Raw genomic sequence first — 23,556 nt, forward strand, 5'->3', positions numbered from 1 at the left:
GATGATACCGCCATTTTCAGATGCTGCTTCAGGATAAGGGAAGAAGCTCTTTCTGCTGGGCTGCGCACCAGTGATTGATCTTCTCGATGATGTCCTTTGCAGCAATCGGCAGGGCGCTGTCGGGTATGACGGCCACCGTCCCATGGAAAACCAGCACCAGACTGTCCGGCGGCGTGAGTGCGAGATGGTAGCGCGCCCAGCTCAACTGCACGGTGTCCAGTCTTGTGACCTGCTTGTAGCCGTCGGGTCCTATCTCGACCTCTGTGTGAGGCGAATACATCCGATCATTGGCAATATTCCAATGTGCCAGGACCTCGTAGTAGGATTTCATCTCCCGTCTGGCGCCTTGCCAGATAATGTACCAGATGGTGAGGGCCACAAACGGTGCGGGTGCAAACACCCAATAACCGACAACCGGCCAGACGCCCGGAAACCACGGCAGGCTTATGGAATAGATGAAACCGGCAGCCACTCCCGCAAATATCGACAGCTTCACTCTCGCCGAGGCAAAATGGCGAGCCCAGGCCTTGTCGAAAATCATGCTGTAATTTTCATAGGCCTGATGTTGATAGCCGTGGACATAGTCGGGCACATGTTTCGGATCGGGCGTGAAGCTTATTGAAATGGTGTCATCGGCCATAGGAACACGTCAATCCCGTCGCTGTTGAAGCCCAGTCTGCGTAGCAACATTGCCCTTATAAATCAAAAGACCTTTTGCTGACAAAACCTTCGGGATCGACGCCCTGCGGCTTAACCTGCCTTCACCATGCTCCGGTGAGCATCTGGCCGGAAAGCGGCACGGTCCGCGCCTTGCCGTCGCGATCCGTTACCGAAAGCGATGCGGCCATCTGTTTCGGTGACTTGCGGAACCAGTTGGCGGCAACGCTCGCCATATCGCCGATCATCGCCTGTTTGTGCCAGTCGGCAAAGCGCTTGGCCGTGGCTTCAGGCTCGGAGCGGTAGAAGAAATCGCCGGATTGTCCGAGATCGTTGATGGATGCCGCCATGGCGACAAGCGGCCGCTGGAACATTTTCGCCGGCACGGAAAGCCCATCGGCGCCTTCCGAAAATGCCGGGGCCATGAAATCGATGGCCCAGCCATCCGCCTCCACCCAGCAGTGGAAGTTCTCGCCCGCACCCGTCACATAACCGTCTTCGCGGTGATCGGCGAACAGCAGCACGGTTCCACCGAGATTATAGGCCGCAAGCCCGCCCTTCGGCACCGCCTTCACCTTGTAATGCTGCTGCAGGATGAAGGCGCCGAAGGTGCTGAAATACATGGAGGCCGAGGCGGGATCCGCATTCTGGCTGATGAGCAGGCTGTTGATGACGCGGTAAATCCGGTGATAATCGGTCTGCTTGATCAGCATGGTCTTTTACTCTTCAAAACCGGGTAAAATTGGGACGAGCGGATGCCCCTTGTTTCTTCTCCCCGAGGGGAGAGAAGTCCGCGGCAGCGGGATGAGGGGGCGAGGCCAGCAGTATACGGAGAGGTTGTCCCGCTCATCCGGCCCTTCGGGCCACCTTCTCCCCGATGGGGAGAAGAAATATGCCGCATCGTTGCGCCCTAAAACCGAAGGCCGATTACCGCCTCTTCTTCGCCTTGCTCTCGAACGGATTGTCCGAACCCCGATAATGCACACGGATCGGCACGCCCGGCATGTCGAAATCCTTGCGCAGACCGTTCACCAGATAGCGCGTATAGCTTTCCGGGATAGCTTCCGGCCGCGTGCAGGAAATCATAAAGGCCGGCGGGCGGGCCTTTACCTGCGTCATATATTTCAGCTTCAGGCGACGGCCGGAAACGGCCGGCGGCGGATGCTGCGTGGTCTGCGAATCCAGCCAGCGGTTGAGGCGGGCGGTGGAGATCCGGCGGTTCCAGACCTTGTCGGTATCGATGATGTTCTGCATCAGCCGGTCGAGGCCATAACCCGTCTGGCCGGAAATCGGCACGGCGCGGATGCCACGTGCCTGCGGCAGAAGCCGCTCGGTCTTTTCGCGCAAATCGGCCAGATAGGCCTGCGGGTCTTCCACCAGATCCCATTTGTTAAAGGCGAGCACGGCGGCGCGGCCTTCGCGGATGACGAGATCGACCAGCTGCAAATCCTGCTTTTCGAAGGGGATGGTGCTGTCGAACACGATCACCACGGTTTCGGCAAAACGGATGGAGCGCAGCGAATCCGCCACCGAAAGCTTTTCCAGCTTCTCCGTCACCTTGGCCTTGCGGCGCATGCCGGCCGTGTCGAACATCTTGATGGTGCGGCCGCGCCAGTCCCATTCGACCGAAATACTGTCGCGGGTAATGCCGGCTTCCGGGCCGGTCAACAGACGGTCTTCACCGAGGAAGCGGTTGATCAGCGTCGACTTGCCCGCATTCGGCCGGCCGATGATGGCGACGCGCAGCGGCTTGGTCTCATCGTAAACCGGCTCTTCGTCTTCCTCGTCCTCGCTGCCCGGCTCGCTGCGCGGCAGAACGATATCCGTCTCCGCCTCATCCACCTCAGGCGGGAAAGCGACGTCCTCGCCGATTGCCTCGACAATGGCGTCGCGCAGGTCGATCATGCCCTGACCGTGTTCGGCCGAAATCGGGCAGGGATCACCGAGGCCGAGCGTGAAGGCGTCGTAGAAACCGGCGTCCGAGCCGCGCGCTTCGGACTTGTTGGCCACCAGCACCACCGGCTTGCCGCGACGGCGCAGCATCTCCGCCAGCGTCTCGTCGGCCGGCGTCAGGCCCGCCTTGGCGTCCACGACAAACAGCGTCACATCGGCATCGTCAATCGCCGCTTCCGTCTGCGCCCACATACGGCCCTGAAGCGTTTCCGGCCCGGATTGCTCCAGACCGGCTGTATCGATGATGGTGAAACGCAGGTCGACAAGCTTCGCCTCGCCGGGGCGGCGGTCGCGGGTCACACCCGGCGTATCGTCCACCAGCGCCAGCTTCTTTCCGACGAGACGGTTGAAAAGCGTGGACTTGCCGACATTGGGGCGCCCGACTATGGCGACGGTGAAGCTCATTGATCCTGGTTCCTTAAAGCACGTCTGCCCAAAACGTTACCTGTTTTGGGCAAAGGACATGCGTAAAATAATGAGTTGGATCGCTTTGGCAATGCACAGAATGCCGGCGCGATCCTGCGTGGCGCAGCGGCGTTAGGCAGCCTTGCCGGAAGCGGTGATATTGTCGAGCATGATCTGCGCGCGGTTCGTCACGTTGCGCGGCGCCTGCGTGTCGCTGACGATCTGCTCGAACCATTGTTTCGCCTTGGCGAAATCGCCGGCCTTGTAGGCGGCGAGACCCAGAGCTTCGCGGGCGGAGGCGCGCATGGTCTGGCCCTCGGCGCTGAGCGGCTCCGCCAGCGCCACGACCTGATCGTAGGTGCCGTTATCCACCAGCAGCCAGGCGGCGCGCACCTTGGCGGTATCGCGGAAGACCTGCGGCGCGGATGTATCGTTGCCGATGGCGGTGAAGGCGGCGATGGCGCCGGCCGCATCGCCCTTCTGCGACAGCAGCGTGGCCGAGCGGAACTTCGCGAGAACCGGATAATTGCCGTGACCGGAGGTTTCCAGATCGGCGAAGGCCTTCAGCGCCTCATCCGTCTTGTTGTCCGAAGCGAGCTTCAGCGCCGCAAGGAACTGGTCGCCGGAATTGGAAGCGCGGCTGGTGTTCCAGTATTCGTAGATACCGGCGCCAGCGGCGCCGACAACCACGAGAATAGCGGCGCCAACGACCACGATACCGTATCGGCCCCAGAAGCGCGACAGCTGCTCGGAGCGGATCTGCTCGTTCACTTCGCGGATAAAGGTATCATTTTCGTTTGCCATCAAATTCTCCGTTACCCGCGCGGAGATCGTCGCCGATCCATCCGTTCGCGGACATACCAAGCCGCTTACCCGGGTCAGCAAAAGCAAGACCGACCGGGTCATGGTCGGCCTTCTAGCCTATTTTGCCTGATATGTAAGGGGGAAACGTTGATTTCCTACAGGACGATGGGCTGAACGCCGATCAACCATTCGTGCAGTTTCAGGATGAATGCACCCCACAGGACGATGCCGCCGACAATGGCCACCAGATCGTAGCGGCCTGAAACGAAGTCCCGGACCACTTTTTCGCCCGCCCGTTCCCTGCGCTTCAGCGAAATCCGCATCACCACGCCCCAGGCGAGGAACGATGCGAAAAGGAGGATGGAAGACGTCTCGCCATTGGCCAGAAGATGCGCGAGCGCCCAGATCTTGACCGAGAGGATGAGGGGATGCTTCGTCTTCACTGCGATGTGGCCAGCCGGGATGAGGCTGGCGATAAGACAGATCATCGCCGGCAGCATCAGGGTCACCGCGAGATGGCTCGTCCAGACCGGCGGATACCACACCATTCCGGTTTCCTGCCGCGCTTCGCCAAAGGCATAGATGACGAGGCCGAGCGTGATGAGGCTGACAAGCGAATAGACGCCCTTGAAAGGGCCTTCGCCCATCGACGCGATCATCCGCGCGCGAAATTGCGGTGCGACCACCTTCAAAAGATGCGTCAGCAGGAACAAGGCAAGACAGAGTGCGAGAAAAAGCATGAAACACGGTCCCCCGGGTGGAACGAAGCGGCCCTATCACCGCAAGCTGCAACAGGAATTAGGCCGAAAGTCACGAAAACGCCAGACTATTCAAAGCTTCGCCTTATTCCACCCGCAAAAGGCCACGGTGTTTCATATGACGGATAACTGATGTTTCGCCCATTTGCCGCCTTTTCCCTGTCGCTTCTCGCCGCCCTTCCCGCTCTTGCGCAGGAGGCTGAGAAGCCGAAGCAGCTCGTCATCGTGTCCTTCGACGGTGCGGGCGACAATACGCTGTGGGAAAGAAGCCGGGCGACGGGCAAGCAAGTCGGCGCGCATTTCACCTATTTCCTGGCCTGCACACTGGTAATGGACAGGAAGACCAGCGCCAAGACCTATCAGGGACCCGGCCAGAAGGCGGGTCGCTCCAATGTCGGTTTCGGCCAATCGCCGGAAGAGGTGGAGGCAAGGCTCAGAAACATCTGGGCCGCCTATCGCGAAGGTCACGAGATCGGCAACCACACCTGCGGCCATTTCGATGGCGGGCAATGGACCGCCGAACAATGGGACGGCGAATTCACCACCTTCACCAGCACGCTGGAAAACGCCTGGCAGATGATCGGCAAGAAGGGCGAGGAACCCGAAGGCTGGCGCGAGATGGTGAAAAAGATCAATGGTTTCCGCGCGCCCTATCTCTCGCAGGGGCCGGCGCTGACCGAAGCGCAGAAAAAGCACCGTTTCGTTTATGACGCCACCAGCATTACCAAGGGACCGGAATGGCCGGTGGAGCGCGACGGCATAGAGCATTTCGGCCTGCCGCTCATTCCCGAAGGTCCGGGCAACCGCCCGATCATCGCCATGGACTACAATCTCTTCATCCGCCACTCCATCGGCGTCGAGACACCGGATCGTTCGAAGGAATTCGAGGACCGCGCCTATACGGCTTTCCGCAATGCATTCGACAGACAATATAATGGCGAGCGCATTCCGCTGCAGATGGGCTTTCACTTCGTGAAGATGAATGGCGGCGCCTATTGGAACGCCTATGAACGGCTGCTGCGCGAAGTCTGCGGCAGGCAGGATGTCGCCTGTGTGAGCTATGCCGAGGCGATGCCGATGATCGAGGCGCGGAAGAAACAGAAGACCGAGGGGTGAAGCCTCTCGATTCATGAAAAAGGCGGCCGTCTGGCCGCCTTTTTGTTTGCTCAGGGGCGGTTCGCCGCCAGTTCGCCGTCCTCAGCCTCGCGTCGCAGATAGCGCTCATCAATATCCGGCAGCGGCTTGTCACCGATCGCGGCTTCGAAGGCCACAAGACGTTTGTGGATGGAAAGCAGTTCGATGATCGTCGACCAGTAATTCACCAGATACTGGAAGGAATTGCTGACCTCACCGAAGGCCGTGGCGATCTGCTGCCAGATGCCCATGGTGATCCGCCCGGCAACGAATGTCGGAATCAGGATGAAGTTCAGGAAGATCGCATCGAGCTGGCCGTAGGAATAACGTGCCACGTTGAAATAGAGATAGTGCCAGTACATGCGGAAATAGTTTCTGCGCACATTGGCGAACAGCTCCCGCACCGTTACGGGATCGGCCCGGTCGGCATGGTCCTCGCCATAAACCAGCTCCTTGCGATAGGCCGCCTCCACACGCTGGTTGCGGAAGTTAAGCCCCGGCAGCTTGATACCGGCAAGCGCAAGCAGCGCGGTGCCGAAGATCGACCAGACGATCGCCAGCCAGAAAAGCGCGTGCGGAATGGCGCCGATGACCGGCAGGTCGCCCACATGTTCGGACATGCGGAACAGGAGCGGCAGGAACACCACCAGCGTCATCACGGAATTGATGAGCGTGACGCCCAGCCCTTCGAGAATATTGGCGAACCGCATCGTATCTTCCTGGATACGCTGGGATGCACCCTCGATATGGCGCAGCTTGTCCCATTTCGACATGTAGTAGTCGTTCATGGCCGTACGCCAGCGGAACACATAATGGTTGGTGAAGAAGGCGGTCACCACATTCATCACCACGCCGACAGCGCCGATCTCAAGGAACTTGAGCTGATAATCGTAAAACTGCGCGGCCGTCACGTCGCCTTGCTTGGCGAGCGCATTTTGCAGAAGATCGAAGAACGGGCCGCGCCAGTTGTTCAGCGCCACGGAAACCTGCACCGCAAAATAGGCGATGAAAATGATGAAGGCCGATCCCCAGATGGACCATGCGGTCCATGGGTGATCCTTCGCGACCAGCTGCCATGTAATGCCGAATATGGCGACGAAGATCGTGAAATAGAGATAGAACCAAAGATTGTCGGGCGAGAAGAAATAGGCGAGCCCGATGGGCGCGGTCTGTCCGGGCGCCAATGGCGGCAGGCCGATGGCCGCGCCGATCTGCGGGCCGACACTGTACCAGACAACGATGCACACGATTGTCCACAGCGCGGCCGACGTGAAGAAGATTTTCGGTTTGGGAAAGAAGGAATGAAACACGTTTCGAACTCACGCGCGTTTGAAATCAGCCATTATTGGCGAAGCACTTATTGGCCCGAACCTAGGGCAGAAATTTGTGCACAGCAATGAAGAAGCGCTGACCTTAACAAGATGTAAGGCGCAGATGGCCGGCGATGCCCGCCGGAAACACCGAATTAGAGACAGGAAAAGACGGCCCGCAGCCTAGCGCCGCCGCTCCGTGGCGAGCACCGGCAACATCAGCAGAATGCTGACGACGAGCACAGCGGAAGCAAGAATGCTGGGCGCGGTAAAACTTCCCGTCGCCTCGGCAATCCAGCCGGCGGCCAGCGGCCCGACAATCTGGCCCGTGCCGAAAGCGGCCGTCATCAGCGCAAAGGCGCGACGCGGGCTCGGCCCGGCAAATTCCCGGCCGAGCTGCAGGCCATAGGCGGTGATGACCATGAAGGTCAGCCCGAGAAGCAGGCCTCCGACGAGAACACCCGGCACCGGCGGCAGCATGACGGAAGCGAAGACGCCGGCGGCTTCCATGGCAAGAACGATGACGAAGGCGCGTTTCAGCCCCTGCGATTTCAAGACCGGTTTCCAGAGGAAAAGCGAAATGGCGGCGGCGCAGCCGGTGATGAACCAGGCCAGAAACTCCACGAAAGCGCCGGCAGCGGCCATTCGGGCAATCGCCACGATGAAGGTGGCGGTGATGACGTAACCGAAACCGAAAAGCCCATAGGCCAGCGTTGTCAGGAAGAGCGGCCGCGTCCAGTTGAGCTGCGGCTCCGCCACCGAGGATGCATGTCGCGGCGGGCCTGCGGGCAGCACCCGCCAGACGAGAATGAATGTGATGAAGGAAAAGACAGCGCCTGCGATCCACTCCTCTCGCCATGAGGAGCCGCCACCGTCAAAAACAACGCCGATCAGATAGACCGCAAGCGAGGAGATCGCGATGCCGGCGCCGACGCCGCCATAATGCAGCGCCTGAATGCTGTCCCTGCCCGCCTTGACGGCATGGCCGATAACGATCTGCGAGGTGAAGATCATGGTCAGCGCGCTGGCGACGCCGGCCAGAAACCGGATGACGGTGAAGGCCGCAACGGAGTTGAAAGCGGCCATGGCAAGTAACAATGCCCCGGTGGAAAACAGGCCGCAAAGCGCCACCAGCCGTTCCCGCCCCGAACCCCACGAATAGGCCGCCAGAACCGCCCCCGCCAGATAACCGGCGAAGTTACCCGCCGCCACGATCCCCGCATCCCCCGCCGAGAGCGGAACATCCGCCATCATGCCGGGCAGAATGGGGGTGAAGGAAAAGCGGCCGAACCCCATGGCGGAGGCCATCATCAAGGCCCCGGAAAATCCGAGTGCAGTCAGATGTCTGGCGGAAAGTGGCTTGTCGATGCTCATTCAAGGCTTATCGCAACGGGGCGGATAAGGGACAAGCGAGTTATTTTGATCGGCGTCATAAGCCGCCTTTATCGGTCACGCGGTGAGCGTCGGTGCGCTCCGAGGGTGCCGTGTATTCTTCTCCCCGAGGGGGAGAAGGTGGCCCGAAGGGTCGGATGAGGGGGAAACATTGCCGGACTTCGGAGAGCTTGCCCCCTCATCCCGCTGCCGCGGACTTCTCCCCGTCGGGGAGAAGAAACAAGCGGCACGAGCTCGCTCCGACCTTAAAAGCGAGGGTGACGGAGGCAGGTGTAGCCCTCACTCAGCCAGCGTCAGCACCAGCGGCCCGTTCTTCGTCGCAACCACGGTGTGCTCATACTGCACCGTCGGCGCACTCGGATCGCTATAGAGCGTCCAGGGATCGTCATCGCCGTCTTCGGCCCAATAGGCGCCCGTCGAGAGAAACGGCTCGACGGTAAACACCATGCCTTCCTGCATGATGCGCCGCTCGTCCTTGTCCGGCCAGGTCGCCAGTTCCTTCGGCTCCTCGTGCAGCGAGCGGCCGATACCGTGGCTGGCGAGATTGGTGATGAGCGTATAGCGGTTCTTTTTCGCAAAAGCGCCGATGGCATTGCCGATATCGGCGAAAGGCCTGCCGGTTTTCACCTGCTGCAGGCCCGTCCACATGGCGCGCTTGCCATCGCGGCACAGGCGCTCGATTTCCTTCTTCACCGGCGGCACGGCGAAAGACGAGCCAGTATCGCCGAAAAAGCCGTTCTTCACCGCGGAGACATCGATATTGACGAGATCGCCCGCCTTGATGATGCGTGGCCCCGGAATGCCGTGGGCCACTTCCTCATTGACGCTGATGCAGGTCGCGCCGGGAAACTTGTAGCAGAATTCCGGCGCCGATTGCGCACCGTTATCCTCCAGCACCTTGCGGCCGATGGCATCCAGCTCGGCCGTGGTGATACCGGGTTCCAGCGCGTCCGCCATGGTCTGCATCGCGACGGCGCACAAACGGCCGATGTCCTTCAGCAGAACCAGTTCTTCTTCGGTGGAAATGACCATGTCTCTGTCCGTCGTTCTGTATGGCGGGTCTCAAAACGCCCGCCTTGGCAATCATCAGGCCGTGGCTTTCACCGGATCGGCGCTCCCCGTCAATTCTTTTCTGACGATCGGGGCGACTTTCGTACCATAAAGCTCGATGCCGCGCATGATCTGATCGTGCGGCATCAGGCCGATGGCCATCTGAAGCAGGAAGCGGTCATTCCTGAACACGCCATGCGCCTTGATGATCTTTTCCGCCACCAGCTCCGGCTCGCCGAGGAAGAGATTGCCCTCCGGCCCCCGTGCCGCATCGAAATGCGCACGGTTCGTCGGCCCCCAGCCGCGCTCGCGGCCGATGCGGTTCATCACCTCCGCCTGCGGGCCATAAAACTGGTCCGCCGCCTTGTCGGTGGTGTCGGCAATGAAGCCGTGCACATTGATGCTGGTGCGCAGCTTGGTCTTTTCCTGCCCGGCGCGGCGCGCAGCCTCGTGGTAAAGATCGAACAGAGGCGCAAAGCGGCGATATTCGCCGCCGATGATGGCAAGCGCCACCGGCAGACCCATGGCGCCAGCCCGCGCCACCGATTGCGGCGTGCCGCCAACGGCGATCCACACCGGCAGACGGTCCTGCAAGGGACGCGGATAAACGCCGCGTCCGTTAATGGCGGGATGCTTGGTGCCGGACCAGGTGACGATTTCCTGCTCCCGCAGCGCCAGAAGCAGATCGAGCTTTTCGGCGAAGAGCACATCGTAATCCTCGAGATCGTAACCGAACAACGGGTAGGATTCGATGAAGGACCCGCGCCCCGCCATGATTTCGGCGCGGCCGTTCGACAGGAGATCGACGGTCGAAAACTGCTGGAACACCCGCACCGGATCGTCCGAACTCAGCACCGAAACGGCGCTCGTCAGGCGGATGTTCTTCGTCTTCACCGCCGCCGCCGCGAGCACGGTGGAGGGCGAGGAGACGACATAATCCGGACGGTGATGCTCCCCGAGGCCAAAGACATCGAGCTCGACCTGATCGGCAAGCTCGATCTCTTCGATGAGCTCCCGCAGCCGGCGCGCGCCTTCCGGCCCACGGCCATCGGCGGGGTTGGGATTGACATCCGCGAATGTGTAAAGACCGAGTTCCATAGATGATACCTCTGTTTGCTTGCCTCAGAGATAGGGACGGAAGCACCGGCAGGCAAATGCAGAATCTGGCGCAAAATCTGGATGCTTAGCTTCGAAAAAATGGATGGGCGCGGCCTGTTTCACCGCGCAACCGGGCTCCCCGAAATGGCGCCCGAAATGGCGATTGCCAGCCCGCCCCCTTTGGGCATACCTTGCTTAAACATGTGCGAAGTAATGCAAAAAGGGGAAAGCATGCATCGGACAGTTATCGTGACGGGCTCTACAAGCGGTATCGGCCTTGCGATTGCGCAGCGATTTGCGCGGGAGGGCGCCAATATTGTGCTGAACGGTTTCGGCGATGAGGACGAGATCGAAAAACTTCGCCTTTTGCTGGAAGCGGAAAGCGGCGGGCGCGTGCTTTATCACCCCGCGGACATGACGAAACCGGACGAGATCGCCGATCTCATTCAATCCTCGCACGAAAAACTCGGCTCTGTGGATGTGCTCGTCAACAATGCCAGCATCCAGCATATCGCGCCTATCGAGGAGTTTCCGACGGAAAAATGGGACTGGATCATCGCCATCAATCTGACCAGTTCCTTCCATACTATGCGGGCTGCGATACCGCTGATGAAGAAGGCCGGCAAAGGCCGTATCATCAACATCGCATCCGCCCACGGTCTCGTCGCCTCGCCGTTCAAATCGGCCTATGTGGCGGCCAAGCACGGCATCATGGGCCTGACGAAGACGGCGGCGCTCGAACTTGCGCAGACCGGGGTTACCGTCAACGCCATCTGTCCAGGTTATGTGCTCACACCGCTCGTCGAAAAGCAGATACCGGAAATGGCGAAGGTGCGCGGCATCAGCGAAGAAGCGGTGAAGAACGACGTGATGCTGGAACTGCAGGCGACCAAGCAGTTCGTCACCGTCGACGATGTGGCCGCCGCCGCGCTGTTTCTGGCAAGCGACGCCGCAAGCAACATTACCGGCACCCATATTTCCGTGGATGGCGGCTGGACGGCGCAATAATTGCCGAACTTTCTTTCCGTTTTGGAAACAATGAATTGCCAAAACGGAAATCGATATACACCTGCGGGCGTGCATATGATGCGCAGGGATAATGACAAGAAACCGGCTCGGCAGCCGGTCAAAAAAGCAGGGCATTGCATGAACGACGCGATCAGCTTCATCCTCAACAGCGAAACCATTTCGCTGAAGGATTTCGGACCGACAGACACGCTTCTCGATTATCTCCGCATCAGCAAGCGGTTGACCGGGACCAAGGAAGGTTGCGCCGAAGGCGATTGCGGCGCCTGCACGGTGCTGGTCGGGCGGCTGCTGGATGGTTCCTTGCGTTATGAGAGCGTCAATGCCTGCATCCGCTTTTTAGGCTCGCTGCACGGCACCCATATCGTGACGGTGGAGCATCTGGCCGCCCGCGACGGCACGCTGCACCCCGTGCAGCAGGCGATGGTGGATTTCCACGGGTCGCAATGCGGTTTCTGCACGCCGGGCTTCATCATGTCGCTTTACGGCCTGTGGCTTGCCAGTGAAAACCCCGGCCGCGCCGACATCGAAAAGGCGCTGCAAGGCAATCTCTGTCGATGCACGGGTTATGAGCCGATAGTCCGCGCCGCCGAAAAGATCGCCGCTGCCCGCCCGAGCGCGCTGTTCGACCCGCTGCAACGGGACCGCACCGATATCATGGCAAGGCTCTGGGCGATCCGCGCCAATGAAACGATCACCGTCACCCACGGCGAGGACCGCACCATCATTCCGGCGACACTGGCCGAACTGACCGAGATTTACGCTGCTGAGCCGAAGGCGACCATCGTTGCCGGCTCCACCGATGTCGGCCTGTGGGTGACGAAGCAGATGCGGGCGCTGAACCCGGTGATCTTCATCAACAATCTCGGGGATCTGCAAACCATCGCCGTGGATGAAGAGGGCGTGACACTCGGCGCCGGCGTCACCTACAGCCAGGCCTTCAAGACCATTGCGGAACACTTCCCGCCGCTTGCCCGACTGTTCGACCGCCTCGGCGGCGAGCAGGTGCGCAATATGGGCACCATCGGCGGCAATATCGCCAACGGCTCCCCCATCGGCGACACGCCGCCGGCGCTGATCGCACTGGGGGCGACGCTGACCTTGCGATCCTCCTCCGGCAACCGCAGCCTGCCGCTGGAAAGCTATTTCATCGATTACGGCAAACAAGACCGGCTGAGCGGCGAATTCGTCGAAAAGCTTTTCATTCCGTTCCGGAAACCGGAAAGCAGCTATGCCGTCTACAAGATTTCCAAACGGCGCGACGAGGATATTTCCGCGCTCTGCGGCGCTTTCAACCTGACGCTCGATGCCGACGGCGCGGTAGAAGACATCCGCATCGCCTTCGGCGGCATGGCCGGCACGCCCAAACGGGCGGCGCATCTGGAGGCAACTCTTCTCGGCAAGGCGTGGTCGCAGGAAACCATCGATGCGGCGCGCGATGCGCTGGACGAGGATTTCACACCGCTGACCGACTGGCGCGCCACCGCCGAATATCGCCAATTGACGGCCAAGAACCTGCTGACGCGGTTCTTCCTTGAGACTTCGGGGAGAAGCAGGAACTCAGCCGTTTCTCGCTGGAGGAGGCGTGATGATGGCGATGGCAACCTGCTCAACCTCCCTCATTCCTGTGCTTGTCACAGGAATCCAGCCAGCCCAAGTCCTTGGGCTGGAGGGATTCTCTCGCCGCGCAGACGCGCGTCGGCTGGATTCCTGTGACAAGCACAGGAATGAGGGTGGGTTATCGTTTCTACACACCGATTCTGACTGCGAAGGAGAGGCTTGAACCATGGACACCACAAGCTTCGACAAGACCAAGACCGAAATCGACGGCCCGATGCACGCCTCGCTCCGGCACGATTCCGCCCATAAGCATGTGACCGGCAGCGCCGAATATATCGACGATATTCCCGAACCCGCCGGATTGATCCATGGCGCGCTCGGCCTTTCCGACCGGGCACATGCCGAGATCCTCTCGATGGACCTCTCGGAAGTGGAAAAAACACCTGGCGTGCTCTGGGTCATGGTTGGCAAGGACGTGCCCGGCGAAAACGATATCTCTTCCGGCGGCCGTCACGACGAACCGCTGCTTGCCGAAACCAAGGTGGAATTCCACGGCCAGCCGATCTTCGCGGTTTTTGCCGAAACCCGCGATATCGCCAGAAAGGCGGCCCGCAAGGCGAAGATCACCTATAAGGACCTGCCGCATTTCACCGATATCGACACGGCGATTGAAAATGGCGGCGCGCTGGTCATCGATCCAATGACACTGAAACGCGGCGATGCCAAGCTGGAAATGGATGTCGCACCGCGCCGCCTTACCGGCACGATGCGGATCGGCGGGCAGGAGCATTTTTATCTCGAAAGCCACATCGCCATGGCCGTGCCGGGCGAGGATGACGAGGTGACATTGTGGAGTTCCACCCAGCATCCAAGCGAAATCCAGCATATCGTCAGCCACATCCTGCAGGTGCCGTCCAATGCCGTCACCGTGCAGGTGCGCCGCATGGGCGGCGGTTTCGGCGGCAAGGAAACGCAGGGCAACCAGTTCGCCGCCCTCTGCGCCATCGCTGCCAAGAAGCTGAACCGGGCCGTGAAAATCCGCCCGGACCGCGACGAGGACATGAGCGCCACCGGCAAGCGCCATGATTTCCGCGTCGATTACGAGCTTGGCTTCGATGAGGAAGGCCGCATCCACGCCGTCGACGCCACCTATGCCGCGCGCTGCGGTTTTTCCTCCGATCTCTCCGGTCCGGTCACGGATCGCGCGCTGTTCCATGCCGATTCCAGCTATTTCTACCCGCATGTGCATCTCACCTCGCGGCCGCTGAAAACCCACACCGTCTCCAACACCGCCTTTCGCGGTTTCGGCGGGCCGCAGGGCATGCTGGGGGCAGAACGGTTCATCGAGGAGATCGCCTATGCCGTTGGCAAGGACCCGCTCGATATCCGCAAGCTGAATTTCTACGGCGAGACCGGCTCCGGCCGCACCACGACGCCCTATCATCAGGAAGTCGAAGACAATATCATCGCCCGCATCGTCGAGGAGCTGGAAACCTCCAGCGACTATCGCGCGCGACGCGAGGCGATCATCGAGTTCAACAAAACGAGCCCGATCATCCGCAAGGGCATCGCGCTCACCCCTGTCAAATTCGGCATCTCCTTCACCATGACCGCCTTCAATCAGGCGGGCGCGCTGGTGCATATCTATAATGACGGCTCCATCCACCTGAACCATGGCGGCACCGAAATGGGCCAGGGCCTTTACACCAAGGTGGCGCAGGTGGTGGCCGATGCCTTCCAGGTGGATATCGGCCGGGTGAAGATTACAGCCACGACGACGGGCAAGGTGCCGAACACGTCGGCCACCGCCGCCTCCTCCGGCACCGACCTCAACGGCATGGCGGCCTATGACGCCGCCCGCCAGATCCGCGAGCGGCTCGTCAAATTCGCCACTGAGAACTGGAATGTGCCGGAAGAGGAAGTCGTCTTCCTGCCGAACCGGGTGCGCATCGGCCTTGAGGAAATCGCCTTCAACGATTTCATCAAAAAGGCCTATTTCGCCCGCGTGCAGCTCTCCGCCGCCGGTTTTTACAAGACGCCGAAAATCCACTGGGACCGCGCCGCCGGCCGTGGCACGCCGTTTTATTATTTCGCCTATGGTGCGGCCTGCTCGGAAGTGTCGATCGACACGCTGACCGGCGAATACCTGATGGAACGCACCGATATTCTCCATGATGTCGGCAAATCGCTGAACCCGGCCATCGATATCGGCCAGATCGAGGGTGCCTTCGTGCAGGGCATGGGCTGGCTGACCACCGAGGAATTGTGGTGGGACGGCAAGGGGCGGCTGCGCACCCACGCGCCTTCCACCTATAAGATCCCGCTCGCCTCCGACCGGCCGAAGAGCTTTAGCGTCAAGCTGGCGGAATGGGCGGAAAATGCCGAGCCCACCATCGGCCGTTCCAAGGCCGTGGGCGAACCGCCCTTCATGCTGGCGATCTCGGTTCTCGAAGCCCTCTCCATGGCCGTCGCCTCCGTCGCCGATTACAAGGTCTGCCCGCGGCTTGATGCACCGGCAACGCCGGAGCGGGTGCTGATGGCGGTGGAACGGTTGAAGAAGGTGTGAGGGAGGACGTACCCATGCGGCCTCGCCCCTCATCCGTCCCTTCGGGCCACCTTCTCCCCGGCGGGGAGAAGAAATTTGCCGTGCTGTCTCGCACTTCCTGAAAGCATGTAAGGTGGGCAGGGCCAGTGCTCCGGGTTTCTTCTCCCCGCCGGGAGAAGGTGGCGCAAAGCGCCGGATGAGGGGGCCAGCCTCAATGCCTGACACCCCCTGTCCACTTTCCTAGCCCGCCCTACCCCCGCAATCCTCGTCGAAATCGAGTCCGTCAAAGGCTCATCCCCGCGTGAGGCCGGCACCTTCATGCTGGTCAGCCAAGACGCCATCTGGGAAACCATCGGCGGCGGGCAGTTCGAATATATGGCGATAGACCACGCCCGCGCCATGCTGCGAACAGGTGCTGCCGAAGACCGCATGGATATTCCGCTAGGGCCGGAAATAGGCCAATGCTGCGGCGGTCGCACCCTTATCCGCTTCCGGCGGATAACGGCAGAGATCGCTGCCGGGCTTGAGGCGCGGCTGAAGGGCGAAACCGAACAGCAGCCCGCCGTCTTCATTTTTGGCGCAGGTCATGTCGGCAAGGCACTGGCAGATGCCCTGTCACTGCTGCCCCTGACCCTGACGGTGGTGGAAACCCGTGAAAACGAGCTGCACGATCTTCCCTCAGTGGTGGCGTCCATATTGACCCCCATGCCGGAAGCATTCGTTCCGAGAATCCCGGCAAACGGCGCGGCCATCATCGTCACCCACGATCACGCGCTCGATTTCCTCATCGCGAAGGAAGCGCTTGCCCGCGACGATCTCGCTTATGTCGGCATGATTGGTTCGAAGACCAAACGCGCCACCTTCGCCCATTGGCTGGAACGGGAAGGTGAGCCCTCTTCCCGCATTGCAAAGCTCACCCTGCCCATCGGTGGCACAAGCGTCAGGGACAAACGCCCCGCCGTCATAGCGGCCCTTGTGGCAGCCGAGTTGCTGCAAGCATTTTCCGCTGCCGAAACCCGTCACAGCGAAAATCGACACGGCCATCCTCAAGGCCAAGATCGCGCCTGAGCCCCTCCGGCAGGCTTTCATCCGCCAGATTGTCGGGTTGAAGGCTTTCAAGAGTAAACCGTTCCGCTGTCCGCAGACCCGCATGCAGGCGGGACCACGCGCGCAAGAGTGCTGTGCGCATGTTCGTCTCCATTCAAAAATGTCAGAAGCTCAGTTGATGAATTGAGCTAAAAATGCTCTGTTTTCCGGAGAAAAACCAATGAAACCTTCGGCAATTGGCATAAAGAGAACTTATCCATGAAAATGTCCCGCCAGTTTCCCCTCAATGCCCTGCGGGTGTTCGAAGCTGCCGCAAGGCATCTGAGCTTCACCAAGGCCGGCGAAGAGCTGGGCATGACCCAGACGGCAGTGAGCTATCAGGTGAAACTGCTGGAGGAGAATATCGGCGAGCCGCTCTTCATCAGAAAGGCGCGGCAGGTCTCGCTGACCGAGGCCGGGCAGAAACTCGCGCCGAAAGTCGCGGAAGCCTTCAATAATCTGCGGGAGGCCGTCGACAATGTGCGCGACACGTCCGACGCGACCCTGACAATCCATTCCACCGCTACCTTCGCCTCACGCTGGCTTTCGCGGCATCTGGGTGCTTTCCAGCTCGAACATCCCTCGATTGCCGTGCGGCTGGACACATCAAGCGCATTGATCGATTTTTCCCAGTCGGACTGCGATGTCGCCATTCGCTGGAGCAAAGATAACGGCAAAGGGCTGATCTATCATCAATTGCTGCGCGGCGTTTACACGCCGATGCTGCATCCGGGACTTGCCGAAAGCATCGGCGGATTGCACAAGCCGGAAGACCTGCTGCGCCTGCGCATCATCGATCCCGGCGACATCTGGTGGAGCCAATGGTTTCGGGAAGTGGGTGTTGAAAATCCCGGCCTCGACCGTTATCCCCGCAGCCGCCTCAATGTGCAGGCCTTCGAAGCCGCCGCCGCAATTGCCAGCCAGGGGGTGGCCATGCTCACCCCGGAACTCTATGCCGATGAGATTGCGCTCGGCCGCCTGTATCAACCCTTCGAGCACCTCAGCAGCGAAGGAAAGAACTATTGGCTGGTCTACCCCGAAAACCGCCGGAACATCCGCAAGATCAGGCTGTTCCGCGACTGGATATTGAAGCGGATCGAGGAAAGCCGGCCGCAGCAACTGCCTCAAAACCCCATGTCCGGCGCATAAAAACAGCGCGGCGTATCCTCATCCGGAAACAGGCAGAGATGATATTCGCCATCCTCGGATCGTCTTGCCTCGCGCTGCGACCAGTTGAAGACGTGGCGTCGCGTGACCATGCGGTGATCGCCGGGTGCGAGCGAGACCTCGTAACCATCGGGGGTCACGCGGACGCTGCGCGTGGGGATCATCTGGCAGTCGCCGGTTTCGGCGTCGCCATTGCAGCAATAGCTTTCATATTTGAACCCCTTATGGGATTCATGGGCAAGCGCGGTGGCGCTGAACGCCAAAAGCAGGAAGAGGACCGTCAGAACAAGGCGCATCGGCATGGTCTCCGTTGAAACAACGGCGGCTGCCGGAAGATCATTGCGTCCCTTTATTCAAATTTCACATCAACACCCACCCGGACACAACGGCACCGGGAACTGCGATACCTGCCCCCTGATCTGCCCCTACCCAGGGTTCGCAGCGCCCGCTTTCGGAAGAACCGCCAGCGAAACATGTCATGGAAGCCCTGCGCATCGGCGTAAAACCGGAATGGATTTCCGGCAAGGCGCCCCGCAGGACTCCGCAGCCTTATATTTTAGCACATCGGCAGACTGCACAAAGGATAATAGCTGAGTCGCGTTAGCCAGCTAAGCACAAACTATGCGACAGGAATAAGCGGCTGCAACTTTACCGGGCCAATCCTTACGCAGAATGAACTCAACAGCGATTGCGGACACAAAAGGCGTCAGATTGTGAACAATCACCTCCGGCTCTCTGCTTTTCCCTTTCCTAACGGTCAAATTTCTCGCAAGGTGCGCTGCACAAGGATCAGGGGAACCGTATGTACGAATACGCCATTGCGTGGGAATGGATGGCCTTTGCCGTCCGCTGGCTCCACGTCATCACCGCCATCGCCTGGATCGGCTCGTCCTTCTATTTCATCGCGCTCGATCTCGGGCTGGTCAAACGGGCGCATCTGCCGCCGGGGGCTTATGGCGAGGAGTGGCAGGTGCATGGCGGCGGTTTTTACCACATCCAGAAATATCTGGTCGCGCCTGCCCAGATGCCCGAACACCTGACATGGTTCAAATGGGAAAGCTACGTCACCTGGCTTTCCGGTTTCGCCATGCTCTGCATCGTTTATTATGGCGGTGCCGATCTCTTCCTCATCGATCATTCCGTGCTGGCGCTCACCCAGTTCCAGGCCATCTGTCTGTCGCTGGCATCGCTTGCCATCGGCTGGCTGTTTTACGATTTCCTCTGCAAATCGCCGCTCGGCAACAATACCTGGGGCCTGATGATCGTGCTTTATGTCGCGCTGGTGGCGATGGCATGGGGTTATACGCAGGTCTTCACCGGCCGTGCCGCCTTCCTGCATCTCGGCGCGTTTACCGCCACCATCATGTCGGCGAACGTGTTCTTCATCATCATTCCCAACCAGAAGATCGTCGTCGCAGACCTGATTGCCGGACGCACGCCGGACCCGAAATATGGCCGCATCGCCAAACAGCGTTCACTGCACAACAACTATCTGACGCTGCCCGTCATCTTCTTCATGCTGTCGAACCATTATCCGCTGGCCTTTGCCACGCAGTTTAACTGGATCATCGCGGCACTCGTCTTCCTAATGGGCGTCACCATCCGCCACTGGTTCAACACCACCCATGCCCGTAAGGGTAAACCGACATGGACCTGGCTTCTCACCGCCCTCATCTTCATCGTCATCATGTGGCTTTCCACCGTGCCGAAAGTGCTGACCGGCGAGGAGGAGCAGAAGGCCGCCACCCTCTCCCCCATGCAGCAGCAATTCGTAACCGATGCCCATTTCGCCAAAGCGCGCGATGTGGTTCAGGGCCGCTGTTCCATGTGCCATGCGGCCGAGCCGGTGTGGGAAGGCGTGCCCTTCACACCCAAATCCGTGAAGCTCGAAACCGACGAACAGATCGCCGCCCATGCGCGCGAAATCTATTTGCAAGCCGGCCGCAGCCATGCCATGCCTCCCGGAAACATCACCGCCATCACCCCGGATGAGCGCAAGGTGCTGACCGCCTGGTATGAAAGTGCGGTTTCCGGGGCTGGAAAAGCCGAAGGAAAAACTGAATGAGCATGGTTCTGCTGCGTGGCCGCCTGCTGAGCTTCCGCCGCGCGCCGCTCTCCATCGACGATACGCAAAGCTATCTCTATATCGAAGACGGTGGCCTGCTGATCGAAAACGGCAGGATCGCCGCCATTGGCGAATATGCCGATATCCGTAAGACAGCCCCCGAAGACGTCGAGGAAAAGGATCACCGGCCGCATCTCATCGTGCCCGGCCTCATCGACATGCACCTGCATTTCCCGCAGATGCAGGTTATCGGCTCCTATGCCGCCAATCTGCTGGAATGGCTGAACACCTACACCTTCCCGGAAGAATGCCGCTTCGTCGAAAGCACCCATGCCCAGCGCATCGCCACGCATTTCTACGACGAGCTGCTGCGCCACGGCACCACCACGGCCGCTGCCTATTGCTCGGTGCACAAGACCTCCGCCGACGCCTTTTTCACTGAGGCCATGAAGCGCAACATGCTGATGGTGGGCGGCAAGGTGATGATGGACCGCAATGCCCCGCTGGGACTGCTGGACACGCCGGAAACCTCCTATGACGAGACGCGCCAGGTGATTACCGACTGGCACGGCAAGGGCCGCAACCACGTCGCCATCACGCCGCGCTTCGCCATCACTTCCACCCCGAAGCAGATGGAAGCCGCCCAGGCGCTGGCGCAGGAATTCCCCGATCTCTTCATCCAGACGCATCTCTCGGAAAATCTGGACGAGATCAAATATACCTGCGAGCTTTACCCCGAAGCGACCGACTATACCGATATCTATGTGCGTTACGGCCTGATGGGCGCCAAAACCCTGCTCGGCCACGCCATCCACCTCTCGGAGCGCGAAGCGGACGTGCTGTCGGAAACCGGCGCGGTGGCCGTACATTGCCCCACCTCGAACCTCTTCATCGGCTCCGGCCTGTTCCCGATGAAGAAGCTGCAACGGCGCGAAAAGCCTGTTCGTATCGCGGTTGCCACCGATATTGGCGGCGGATCGAGCTATTCCATGCTGCGCACCATGGACGAGGCCTACAAGATCCAGCAATTGCTGGGCGAGCGCCTGAACCCGCTGGAAAGCTGGTATCTGATGACGCGCGGCAATGCCGAAGCGCTGTCCATGGTCGACCGCATCGGTACGCTGGAGGCCGGCACGGACGCGGACATCACCGTGCTCAACGCTTACTCGACACCCGCCATGGCGCTGAAGATGGAGGTGGTGAACAGCCTGACGGAAGAGCTGTTCCTGATGCTGACCATGGGTGATGACCGCACCGTGGTGGAAACCTATGTGGCCGGCAAGGCGATGAAAAGCGTGCTGGCATAGTTCGGCTGAGGCCGAAACATAAAGCTGCTAACTCGTTTACATCCGTCACATATTGGATCGAGCGTGTGCCGCCTCTTTCTTCTCCCCACCGGGGAGAAGGTGGCCCGAAGGGTCGGATGAGGGGGCAAGCTCTCGGCCTATCGTTGCCCTTGCCCCCTCATCCCGCTGCCGCGACCTTCTCCCCGGCGGGGAGAAGAAACGAGCTGCACCCGCTCGATTCTTAGTGATCGCCCGACGCCATCCCGGCCGAAATGCGAATGACCTCTGGAGTGCACCGTGCCGGATTTGGACACAACCACCATGCTCATGGTCTTCGCGACCTTCATCGTCGCCGGCATCGTCAAGGGCGTGACCGGCATGGGGCTGCCGACCGTCGCCATGGGCGTGCTCGGCCTTTTCATGCCGCCCGTCCTTGCCGCCGGCCTGCTCATCCTGCCGTCCTTCGTCACCAATATCTGGCAATTGCTGGCCGGGCCGGATTTCAGGGCCATCGTCGCGCGGCTGTGGCCGATGATGATCGCCATCGCCGCCGGCACTCTCATCGGCATCCGGCTGATGACGGCAGGCACCGGCGTCTGGACCACCTCGGCGCTCGGATTATGCCTCGCGACTTACGCGGCCTACAGCCTCTTCGCCAAACCCCTCTCCGTTCCGGCGCGGCTGGAATCCAGGCTCTCGCCGGCCATAGGGCTGACAACCGGCCTGCTGACCGGCGGCACCGGAATTTTCGTCGTGCCCGCCGTGCCCTATATCCAGTCGCTCGGTTTCAACCGGGACGATCTCGTGCAGGCGCTCGGCCTTTCCTTCACCGTTTCGACCATTGCGCTCGCCGTCGGCCTAGCCTCCCAGAATGCCTTTCACATCGAGCATCTGTCGCTATCCGCGCTGGCCGTCCTGCCGGCTCTTGCCGGAATGTGGCTTGGCCAGAAGATCCGTTATATCGTCAGCCCCGCCACATTCCGGCGCTGGTTCCTCATCTGCCTGCTCATACTGGGAGCCGAGCTGTTTTTGCGGGCTTTCTGGTGATGAGCCCTGTCGATTTTGATGTTGCAGCCGTCCCATTCATGTTATGTGAAGCCATCATTCAAATGTGAAGGCTTTATCCATGGGCAAAATCCTGACCATAGCGGACCTGAAAAATCAGGCCCAGCGCCGTGTGCCAAAAATGTTTTTCGACTACGCCGATAGCGGCGCATGGACGGAAGGCACCTACCGCGCGAATGAGGATGATTTTTCCAAGATAAAGCTGCGCCAGCGCGTGCTGGTGGATATGATCGACCGGTCGCTTGCCACAGAAATGGTCGGCGAGAAGGTTTCGATGCCGGTGGCCCTCTCCCCCACCGGACTGACCGGCATGCAGCACGCCGATGGCGAAATGCTGGCCGCGAAAGCAGCCGAAGAATTCGGCGTGCCCTTCACGCTCTCCACCATGAGCATCTGCTCCATCGAGGATGTCGCTTCCGTCACTTCGAAACCCTTCTGGTTCCAGCTCTACGTGATGAAGGACCGGGATTTCGTCAATAATCTCATCGACCGGGCGAAGGCCGCTGGCTGCTCCGCACTGGTGCTGACGCTCGACCTGCAAATTCTCGGCCAGCGCCACAAGGATTTGCGCAACGGCCTCTCCGCACCGCCGAAATTCACCCCGAAACATATCTGGCAGATGGCGACCCGGCCGAAATGGTGCATGGACATGGCCCGCACCAAGCGCCGCAGCTTCGGCAACATCGTCGGCCACGCCAAGAATGTCTCTGACCTCTCCTCGCTCTCCTCCTGGACGGCGGAGCAGTTCGATCCGCGCCTTTCGTGGAAAGACGTCGAATGGATCAAGGAACGCTGGGGCGGCAAGCTTATCCTCAAGGGCATCCTTGACGAGGAGGACGCCCGCGCCTCGCTCGATACCGGCGCTGACGCCATCATCGTCTCCAACCATGGCGGCCGCCAGCTCGATGGCGCCCACTCCTCCATCGCCATGCTGCCGAAGATCGTCGATGCCGTCGGCGACAGGGTTGAGGTGCACATGGATGGCGGCATTCGCTCCGGTCAGGATGTGCTGAAAGCCGTGGCGCTCGGCGCCAGGGGCACCTATATCGGCCGACCGTTCCTTTATGGCCTCGGTGCCGGGGGCAAGCAGGGTGTGACAACGGCGCTCGAAATCATCCGCAAGGAGATGGATGTCAGCATGGCGCTTTGCGGCAAGCGGCTGATTACGGATGTGGACCGCAGCGTTCTGGCTTGA

At 60.3% G+C, this 23,556-nt stretch carries 19 protein-coding genes and 1 pseudogene; 10 read left to right on the top strand and 10 right to left on the bottom strand.

Annotated features, from left to right (window positions below):
• Positions 1 to 28: 28 nt before the first annotated feature.
• From O3W47_RS13315 to O3W47_RS13335, 5 genes are all read right to left on the bottom strand, one after another.
• Positions 29 to 640, bottom strand: a complete 612-nt coding sequence (locus O3W47_RS13315) for a hypothetical protein (protein ID WP_269313931.1) — start codon at positions 638 to 640, stop codon at positions 29 to 31.
• Between the two features lie 121 nt (positions 641 to 761).
• Entirely contained in the window at positions 762 to 1,370 is a 609-nt protein-coding gene (locus tag O3W47_RS13320) for a DUF2026 domain-containing protein (protein ID WP_127757760.1), read from the bottom strand.
• A gap of 214 nt (positions 1,371 to 1,584) precedes the next feature.
• Positions 1,585 to 3,015, bottom strand: coding sequence for a ribosome biogenesis GTPase Der (der, locus tag O3W47_RS13325; protein ID WP_003524225.1), 1,431 nt, complete (start codon positions 3,013 to 3,015; stop codon positions 1,585 to 1,587).
• A gap of 132 nt (positions 3,016 to 3,147) precedes the next feature.
• Positions 3,148 to 3,819, bottom strand: a complete 672-nt coding sequence (locus tag O3W47_RS13330; RefSeq protein WP_137003880.1) for a tetratricopeptide repeat protein — start codon at positions 3,817 to 3,819, stop codon at positions 3,148 to 3,150.
• A 155-nt stretch (positions 3,820 to 3,974) separates the two neighbouring features.
• Entirely contained in the window at positions 3,975 to 4,559 is a 585-nt protein-coding gene (locus tag O3W47_RS13335) for an NnrU family protein (protein WP_269313932.1), read from the bottom strand.
• 150 nt (positions 4,560 to 4,709) lie between these two features.
• On the opposite strand from O3W47_RS13335, the gene O3W47_RS13340 reads away from it, so the two are divergent.
• Complete coding sequence (locus O3W47_RS13340; RefSeq protein WP_269313933.1) at positions 4,710 to 5,693, top strand: polysaccharide deacetylase family protein; 984 nt, start codon at positions 4,710 to 4,712, stop codon at positions 5,691 to 5,693.
• 50 nt (positions 5,694 to 5,743) lie between these two features.
• Here the strand turns inward: O3W47_RS13340 and sbmA are convergent, their stop codons facing one another.
• The 4 genes from sbmA to O3W47_RS13360 form a co-directional block, all read right to left on the bottom strand.
• A complete protein-coding gene (gene sbmA / locus O3W47_RS13345) occupies positions 5,744 to 7,021 on the bottom strand; it encodes a peptide antibiotic transporter SbmA (protein WP_080816126.1) in 1,278 nt (425 codons plus the stop codon).
• A 183-nt stretch (positions 7,022 to 7,204) separates the two neighbouring features.
• On the bottom strand, positions 7,205 to 8,395 hold the full coding sequence (locus tag O3W47_RS13350) for an MFS transporter (RefSeq protein ID WP_269313934.1): 1,191 nt from the start codon (positions 8,393 to 8,395) through the stop codon (positions 7,205 to 7,207).
• A 297-nt stretch (positions 8,396 to 8,692) separates the two neighbouring features.
• Positions 8,693 to 9,445 carry a type I methionyl aminopeptidase gene (gene map, locus O3W47_RS13355; RefSeq protein WP_003510360.1) on the bottom strand — a complete coding sequence of 251 codons (753 nt, stop codon included), beginning with the start codon at positions 9,443 to 9,445 and terminating at the stop codon, positions 8,693 to 8,695.
• 54 nt (positions 9,446 to 9,499) lie between these two features.
• On the bottom strand, positions 9,500 to 10,561 hold the full coding sequence (locus O3W47_RS13360; protein WP_269313935.1) for an LLM class flavin-dependent oxidoreductase: 1,062 nt from the start codon (positions 10,559 to 10,561) through the stop codon (positions 9,500 to 9,502).
• A gap of 231 nt (positions 10,562 to 10,792) precedes the next feature.
• Between O3W47_RS13360 and O3W47_RS13365 the strand changes: the two genes are divergently transcribed.
• The 5 genes and pseudogenes from O3W47_RS13365 to O3W47_RS13385 all read left to right on the top strand — a co-directional run bounded on the left by O3W47_RS13365 (position 10,793) and on the right by O3W47_RS13385 (position 17,927).
• Positions 10,793 to 11,569: a 3-hydroxybutyrate dehydrogenase gene (locus O3W47_RS13365; RefSeq protein ID WP_269313936.1), complete on the top strand. Its 777-nt coding sequence runs from the start codon at positions 10,793 to 10,795 to the stop codon at positions 11,567 to 11,569.
• A gap of 138 nt (positions 11,570 to 11,707) precedes the next feature.
• A pseudogene (gene xdhA, locus O3W47_RS13370) lies at positions 11,708 to 13,176 on the top strand (xanthine dehydrogenase small subunit).
• 197 nt (positions 13,177 to 13,373) lie between these two features.
• Positions 13,374 to 15,713, top strand: a complete 2,340-nt coding sequence (gene xdhB, locus O3W47_RS13375) for a xanthine dehydrogenase molybdopterin binding subunit (protein WP_269313938.1) — start codon at positions 13,374 to 13,376, stop codon at positions 15,711 to 15,713.
• A gap of 207 nt (positions 15,714 to 15,920) precedes the next feature.
• Complete coding sequence (xdhC, locus tag O3W47_RS13380; RefSeq protein WP_269314837.1) at positions 15,921 to 16,760, top strand: xanthine dehydrogenase accessory protein XdhC; 840 nt, start codon at positions 15,921 to 15,923, stop codon at positions 16,758 to 16,760.
• A 237-nt stretch (positions 16,761 to 16,997) separates the two neighbouring features.
• Complete coding sequence (locus tag O3W47_RS13385; RefSeq protein ID WP_020810938.1) at positions 16,998 to 17,927, top strand: LysR substrate-binding domain-containing protein; 930 nt, start codon at positions 16,998 to 17,000, stop codon at positions 17,925 to 17,927.
• Here the strand turns inward: O3W47_RS13385 and O3W47_RS13390 are convergent.
• Positions 17,903 to 18,241 (bottom strand): hypothetical protein, encoded by a 339-nt coding sequence (locus tag O3W47_RS13390; protein ID WP_162936601.1) that lies wholly within the window; start codon positions 18,239 to 18,241, stop codon positions 17,903 to 17,905. The genes O3W47_RS13385 and O3W47_RS13390 overlap by 25 nt on opposite strands.
• Before the next feature lie 506 nt (positions 18,242 to 18,747).
• Here O3W47_RS13390 and puuD point away from each other — a divergent pair.
• From puuD to O3W47_RS13410, 4 genes are all read left to right on the top strand, one after another.
• Positions 18,748 to 20,010: a urate hydroxylase PuuD gene (gene puuD / locus O3W47_RS13395; protein WP_269313939.1), complete on the top strand. Its 1,263-nt coding sequence runs from the start codon at positions 18,748 to 18,750 to the stop codon at positions 20,008 to 20,010.
• Positions 20,007 to 21,317: a guanine deaminase gene (gene guaD / locus O3W47_RS13400; RefSeq protein WP_269313940.1), complete on the top strand. Its 1,311-nt coding sequence runs from the start codon at positions 20,007 to 20,009 to the stop codon at positions 21,315 to 21,317. The genes puuD and guaD overlap by 4 nt, the downstream gene beginning before the upstream one ends.
• A 306-nt stretch (positions 21,318 to 21,623) precedes the next feature.
• Positions 21,624 to 22,343 (top strand): sulfite exporter TauE/SafE family protein, encoded by a 720-nt coding sequence (locus O3W47_RS13405; protein ID WP_269314838.1) that lies wholly within the window; start codon positions 21,624 to 21,626, stop codon positions 22,341 to 22,343.
• A 79-nt stretch (positions 22,344 to 22,422) separates the two neighbouring features.
• The gene (locus O3W47_RS13410) at positions 22,423 to 23,556 is read left to right on the top strand and encodes an alpha-hydroxy acid oxidase (protein WP_269313941.1); all 1,134 of its coding nucleotides are present in this window, start codon (positions 22,423 to 22,425) and stop codon (positions 23,554 to 23,556) included.

The sequence above is a fragment of the Agrobacterium sp. LMR679 genome (assembly GCF_027157905.1).
GTDB lineage: Bacteria > Pseudomonadota > Alphaproteobacteria > Rhizobiales > Rhizobiaceae > Agrobacterium > Agrobacterium leguminum.